The sequence below is a fragment of the Bradyrhizobium sp. CCBAU 11386 genome, from assembly GCF_028128955.1.
GTDB lineage: Bacteria > Pseudomonadota > Alphaproteobacteria > Rhizobiales > Xanthobacteraceae > Bradyrhizobium.
On record NZ_LBKA01000247.1, the window covers coordinates 143,923 to 150,180 of the forward strand.

General features: G+C 64.0%; 4 protein-coding genes and 1 pseudogene. 3 read left to right on the forward strand and 2 right to left on the reverse strand.

All coding sequences use genetic code 11. The features are described 5' to 3' along the window. The first annotated feature begins 32 nt into the window (after window positions 1-32). Window positions 33-1,361 carry a glycosyltransferase family 87 protein gene (locus XI09_RS30780; RefSeq protein WP_271570192.1) on the forward strand — a complete coding sequence of 443 codons (1,329 nt, stop codon included), beginning with the start codon at window positions 33-35 and terminating at the stop codon, window positions 1,359-1,361. 67 nt (window positions 1,362-1,428) lie between these two features. Beyond that, entirely contained in the window at window positions 1,429-2,823 is a 1,395-nt protein-coding gene (locus XI09_RS30785) for a M20/M25/M40 family metallo-hydrolase (protein ID WP_271570193.1), read from the forward strand. Window positions 2,824-3,028: 205 nt separating this feature from the next. On the opposite strand, the gene XI09_RS30790 is transcribed toward XI09_RS30785, so the two are convergent. Continuing rightward, window positions 3,029-3,808: a class II aldolase/adducin family protein gene (locus XI09_RS30790; protein WP_092189061.1), complete on the reverse strand. Its 780-nt coding sequence runs from the start codon at window positions 3,806-3,808 to the stop codon at window positions 3,029-3,031. Between the two features lie 240 nt (window positions 3,809-4,048). Beyond that, the gene (locus tag XI09_RS30795; RefSeq protein ID WP_271570194.1) at window positions 4,049-5,698 is read right to left on the reverse strand and encodes a glycosyltransferase family 39 protein; all 1,650 of its coding nucleotides are present in this window, start codon (window positions 5,696-5,698) and stop codon (window positions 4,049-4,051) included. Between the two features lie 309 nt (window positions 5,699-6,007). Here XI09_RS30795 and XI09_RS30800 point away from each other — a divergent pair. Then, a pseudogene (locus tag XI09_RS30800) lies at window positions 6,008-6,258 on the forward strand (DUF308 domain-containing protein); the annotation flags it as partial.

Below are 6,258 nucleotides of genomic sequence, written 5' to 3' on the forward strand. Positions count from 1 at the left end.
CGTCCTACCCGACTGCCGGACTGGACCGAATTGTGACCTTGACTGCCCCGTTAGCCAAACCCGATGCGCCGAGACGCCTGTCGCTGCGTGCGCCGCTGGATATTCTCTTTCTGCTCTGTTGCTTCATCCTGGCCGCGGACGTCCTCGGTCCCGAGCTGTTCGGCAAGGGCAAGACCAAGGACTATGGGCTGTGGTACTGGGCCGGGCAGCAGGTTCTGAACGGGGGCGCGCTCTATCCCGCCAACGCGGGTGAGTATTTCGAGTTCATCTATCCGCCGCTGCCCGCGATCCTGCTCGCGATTCCGAGCTGGTTCGGCAAGATTCCGCTCTACATCGTGCTGTCGGTCCTGAATGCGCTGGCGTGGTGGTGGACCGGAACGTTCTCCAATATCATGACCGGCTCGGGTCGCGAGGCCGGTCCGTGGCTGGAGGCACTGCCGGCTTTCGTCACCGTGACCTTCGTGTTCGACATGTTCGATCTTGGCCAGCCCAACCTCGTGCTGCTGGCGATGATGCTCTACGGGTTCTGGAGCCTGCAACATCAGCGCGCCTGGCTCGCAGGCTTCATGTTCGCGCTCGCGACCGCCATCAAGGTGTTTCCGATCGCGGTGCTGCCCTATCTGGTCTGGCGGCGGAAGTGGGCTGCCGTCGTCGCGACGGTCGCCTTCACCGGCATCCTTCTCTACGTCGTGCCGGCGCCCATTCGCGGCTTCGAGCGCAACGCGGCCGAGCTTGCGACCTGGTATCGGGGCATGGTCGGGACGAGCTCGGAAGAGGGCTTTGGCCAGCGCAACGAGCAGAACTGGTCGTGGGTCAACCAATCCATCATTGCCGTCACGCATCGCCTGGTCCGGCCGATCAACTACAATCAGGAGGATACCAGCAAGCCGCCGCGCACGATGAATATCATCGACGTCGATTACAGGACGGCGAACTGGATCGTGCTCGCTGTGTCCGTGTTGCTCGGGCTCGGCTTCGTCGCGGTGATGCCACGGCAATCGCGGCGAACGGCGCGCTCGGATGCCGAGGAGCTCGGCATCCTGTTCTGCCTGATGACGGTGGCATCGCCCCTGGCGCGGCAATACTACTTCATGTGGCTGTTCTTCCCGATGACGGTGCTGATGCATCGCGCCGCCTTCGACGAGCGGGCGAATGTGCGGCTGGGAACCTGGCTTGCCCTCGGCGCTGCCGGCTTGCTCATGCTGCTGTCGCTGCCGTGGTTTCCCACCGCCTTCCAGGCCTGGGGCAATAACCTCCTCGCCACCGCCGTCCTCGCGGGTAGCCTCGCATGGCACATCCGGCATCCGCCGGTTGCGGCTGGCTCCGGCGCCGCGGCAGGGCTAAAACCCAAGATCTCTTGAAACCCAAGACCTCTTGAGAAGACCTCTTGAGAAGCCATCTTGAGACTCAAAAGTCAGGAATCCGACCATGGCCAATGCGCAGCTTCAATCCGTGCTCGACCACATCGACAAGGATTTTGACAACAGCCTCGAGCGCCTGTTCTCGCTGTTGCGGATCAAGTCGATCTCGGCGGATCCGGCCTTTGCCAACGACTGCAAGGCCGCGGCCGAGCATCTCGCCAAGGACATCGCGAGCCTCGGCGTCGCCACCGAAGTGAGGCCGACCGCCGGCCATCCCGCCATCGTCGGCAAGACCGGAGCGGGCGGACGGCCGCATGTGATCTTCTACGGCCATTACGACGTGCAACCGGTCGATCCGCTCGACCTCTGGCATCGCCCGCCGTTCGAGCCTGTCGTCACCGATCATGCCGATGGCCGCAAGATCATCGTCGCGCGCGGCGCCGAGGACGACAAGGGCCAGGTGATGACCTTCGTCGAGGCCTGCCGCGCCTGGAAGAAGGTGACCGGCTCGCTGCCGATCGACGTCACCTTCCTGATCGAAGGCGAGGAGGAGGTCGGCTCGAAAAATTTCGTGCCCTTCATCGAGGCCAACAAGGACGAGTTCAAGGCCGATTACGTGCTGGTCTGCGACACCGGCATGTGGGACCGCAATACCCCGGCGATCACGACGTCGCTGCGCGGCCTGCTCTATGAGGAGCTGAAGATCACCGCCGCCAATCGCGATTTGCATTCCGGCGTGTTCGGCGGCAGCGCGATGAACCCGATCCGGGTGCTCACGAAAATTCTCGGCGGGCTGTTCGACGACGACAACCGCATCACCATTCCCGGCTTCTATGACGGGGTGAAGGATCTGCCGCCCGATATCCTGGAGCAGTGGAAGAAGCTCAATCTCACGCCGGAGATGTTCCTCAAGCCGATCGGCCTGTCGATCCCGGCCGGCGAGAAGGGGCGACTGTTGATCGAGCAGGCCTCCTCGCGTCCGACCTGCGACGTCAACGGCATCTGGGGCGGCTATATCGGCGAAGGCTCCAAGACGGTGATCCCGTCGCACGCCTCCGCAAAAGTCTCGTTCCGCCTGGTCGAGGGACAGGACCCCGCAAAAATCCGCAAGGCCTTCCGTGACTATGTGACGGCACGGCTTCCGGGCGACTGCAAGGTCGAGTTCGGCGACCATTCCGCCGCGCCCGCGGTCGCGCTCGACTGGAACATGAAGCCGCTCGCCGCCGCCAGCAAGGCGCTGGCCGAGGAATGGGGCAAGGAGACCGTGCTGATGGGCTCGGGCGCCTCGATCCCGATCGTCGCCGACTTCAAGCGCACGCTGGGGCTCGACTCGCTGCTGGTCGGCTTCGGCCTCGACGACGACAACATCCACTCGCCGAACGAGAAGTACGACCTCCGCAGCTTCCAAAAGGGCATCCGCTCCTGGGCCCGCATCCTCGCCGCGCTGGCGGAGGTGAAGTAGGAGGTTGCATCAACGTCGTCATTGCCGGGCTTGACCCGGCAATCCATCAGGCAAGATCATTTTGCGATGGATGCGCGGGTCAAGCCCGCGCATGACGAGCGGAAGGTTGGGCACCAAATAAAAACGCCGCCCGGAATTGGGCGGCGTTTCATTCCAGAACGTGCAGAGGTAGTTGAGAACTATCCTACACGAAATCCCGAAAATCTCAAGACCGATAGCCCGGCAGCTCGCGGTCGAGCTTGCGCAGCAGCGGCGGCCACACGAGGTTCGTCGCGCGCAGCTCGGCGCGGTCGCGGTTCGCCAGAAGCTCGGTGTTCTTCTCGATCGCAATCTCCTCGACCGGATAGACCGGCGTGCCCAGCGCGCGCGTGCGCACCTGCATCGAGCAGGCGCGCTCGAGGTGATACATGCGCTCGAAGGCGGAGGCGACCGAGCGGCCGACCGTCAGCGTGCCGTGGTTGCGCAGGAGCATGTGGTTGTGGTCGCCGAGGTCCTTCTGGAGTCGCGGGCGTTCGTCGTGGTCGAGCGCGATGCCTTCATAGTCGTGATAGGCGAGGTCGTGGGTGACGAGCTGGGCGGTCTGGTTCAGCGGCAGCAGCCCTTCGGCGCTGCTCGACACCGCGGTGCCGTCGAGGGTGTGGAGATGCAGCACGCAGATCGCGTCCTCGCGCACCTCGTGGATCGCCGAATGGATGGTGAAGCCGGCCGGGTTGATGCTGTACTCGCTCTCGGAGAGCTGGTTGCCGTGCAGGTCGACCTTGACGAGGCTCGACGCCGTGATCTCGTCGAACATCAGCCCGTAGGGATTGATGAGGAAGTGATGCTCCGGGCCGGGCACGCGTGCGGAGATGTGGGTGTCGACCAGATCGTCCCAGCCGTACAGCGAGACGAGGCGATAGCAGGCGGCGAGATTGACCCGTTGCTGCCACTCGGCCTCCGTCATGTTCGAGGGTACTTCCCTCAGGCGCGCTTCCGCTGGTGACATGGCAAATCTCTCCGAACCTCGTTGTTGCGGGAAGGGAGCCTAGTCTCGGGTGAGGCTGGCAGCAAGGCGCCTGGAGCGCGGCAGTTCAGCGTAGCCCGCATGAGCGCAGCGACATGCGGGACTCGTCGAGAGTCCGGATGTCGCGGAGCCTGTCATCGGGCGGCGCTTTGCGCCGACCCGTTGGCTCATCCGGGTTACGAACTGCGTCTTTCTTGTGCAGCCGGAGATCGGGGAAAGAAATTACGGCGCCGGGATCGAGAGCAGGCTGGAAATGCTGCTGCCGCGGATGTCGTAGACGCGGGCGAACACCACGTCGTCGCGCTTGATCTCGACCATGACGGGCGCGGTCAGGCCCTTGCAGTAGAACTCGCCGAGCGTCATGGCGAAATCGGCGGCATTGGAATCCCAGCCGATGGTGAAGTCGGGCCCGAGCGCGACCTGCGCCGGACGCTGCGGACCGCACACCGCGACCTTCCATTTGCGGTTGCGCGGCGGCACTTCCTGGCGCTCGACCAACTGCTCGCGTAGTTCGTCCGAGGCCTGCTTCAGCGCGAGGCCCCAATAGTCCAGCATGAAGCGGTCGTCGGCGGCGCGCACGGTGCCGGCGATGTGGTTGAAGTGGGTGTATTGATAGGGATGCAGCCGGATCATCTCGGCGAGCGGGAGCGCGAGGCCAAAGCAGAAGGTCGCGAGCACGACCGGCTGCCAGGTGCGATGGTTGGCGCGCAGGCATTCCATGGTCCAGGCGAAGGCGACGCCGCCGAGCACCGCCATCGGCGGGATCACGAAGACGAAATGGCGGATGCCGTTGTAGAGCGCGGGCCGCTTCACCATCGCGATCGCGAGCGGCAGGGTCGCGGCGAGCGTCAGCATCAGCAGGATGGTCTTGCGGCGGGCCGGAACCTCGCCGCGCGGCAGCAGCGCGAAGGTGCTGACCACGGCGCCGGTCATCAGCACCAGCATCACCTCGGGCAACTGAAGCGCGAACAGCGTCGGCAGATAGGACCAGGGCATGTCGGGCACGGACACGATCGCGCCGTCGAACATCTCCTTCCAGGGCTTCTCGAAGAAGTGCGAGAAGTAGGTCAGCGCCTCGAAGGGATTGCCGGGTTCCATGATCGACCATGGCCAGATCAGACCCATCACGAGATAGCCGAACACGAGGCCGGGCAGCAGCACGTAGATGACATGGGCGAAGCGGCGGGCCGCCTCGCGAACGCCTTCGGTGCGCAGTTCCTCCAGGAACAGCGGGATGAAGCCGATCATGGCGTAGACCAGCGCAAGCCCGCCGAGGATGCGGCAGCCGATCGACAGGCCGGCGCCGATGCCGACGATCAGGATCGTGCGCGGCGAAGGCTGCGGATATTCCTCGGCGAGCCGGACCAGGCCCAGCATCAGGATGATCATGGCCACCGCGAAGGGCGCATCCTTCGGGTTCATGAACATGTGGCCGTAGAAGATCGGGCAGAGCGCGAGCAGCAGGAGTGAGGCGAGACCGGCGAGGGGCCCGCCGATGCGGCGGCCGAGCCGCCACGTCACGGCAAGCCCGATCACGCCGACGATCGCGCCGACCAGACGGCGCGTCTCGAACAGCTCGAGCGGAATGATCTTGTGCAGGAGCGCCGCGACCATGTCGAAGCCGCCGCCATACATATAGAGGTTGGCGAAGGAAAGCGCCGCGGTGTCCTTGAAGCCGGAACCGAACATGCGCAGCAGCAGGTCGGCATATTCAGCGTGGGTGTAGTCGTCCCAGCCGAGCCCGTAATCGCGGAAGGTCAAGCCTGCAATGACGGCGACCGCGGCCAGCACCAGCATGGCGAGATCGTCGCAAGTCCGTTCGACCGAGCGCCGCAGAGGCGTGTCGATCGCCGAAGTCGTGATGGATGTCATGGCTATTGGTGACCCGGAATCCCCTCTTGGCCCTGCTGGCGCGCGCGGGCCTGCTCCCGGGACTCCGTATAGCGCAGTTCCATTACCAAGTAATTGGGCATTATGGCTAAATTCCTGATGCGACGCAGCAAAACCAGAAACTCAAGAGCACTCTAGGAGTAGCGATCCGTAGCTGAAGGGAATGTGAATAAGTCCCTGATTTCCTTCTCTTTAGGAACGCTGATCACAATTCGCCGTTGGCGAGGAACACAGGATGACGGTATCGTAGCGCGAGTGTCGCGTGCGGATGCGCGGCCGGGGGTGAGTTCGATGACGTTGGCATTATTGATCGCGGGGATTGTCGCCGTCCTGGCGGGCCTCCTTGCGATCCTGTTTGGCTTCACCGTCAGGGAGTTCAGTCTCGGCAGTACCCTCATAATCTCGGGGACGATCGGCGTCTGCTCCGGATTGTTACTGGCGGGCCTCCATATGGTGCTGCTGGAGCTGAAGGGCATCGCCCGCCGGCTGGCCGGATCGGCCGCAGCGTCCGAGGTGCGGGTCAGGCCCGTTCTGCCGGGTCT

Coding starts and splice junctions, on each gene's coding strand:
- XI09_RS30795 (WP_271570194.1), bottom strand. CDS start 5,698: ATGACATCCATCACGACTTCGGCGATCGACACGCCTCTGCGGCGCTCG.
- XI09_RS30790 (WP_092189061.1), bottom strand. CDS start 3,808: ATGTCACCAGCGGAAGCGCGCCTGAGGGAAGTACCCTCGAACATGACG.
- XI09_RS30785 (WP_271570193.1), top strand. CDS start 1,429: ATGGCCAATGCGCAGCTTCAATCCGTGCTCGACCACATCGACAAGGAT.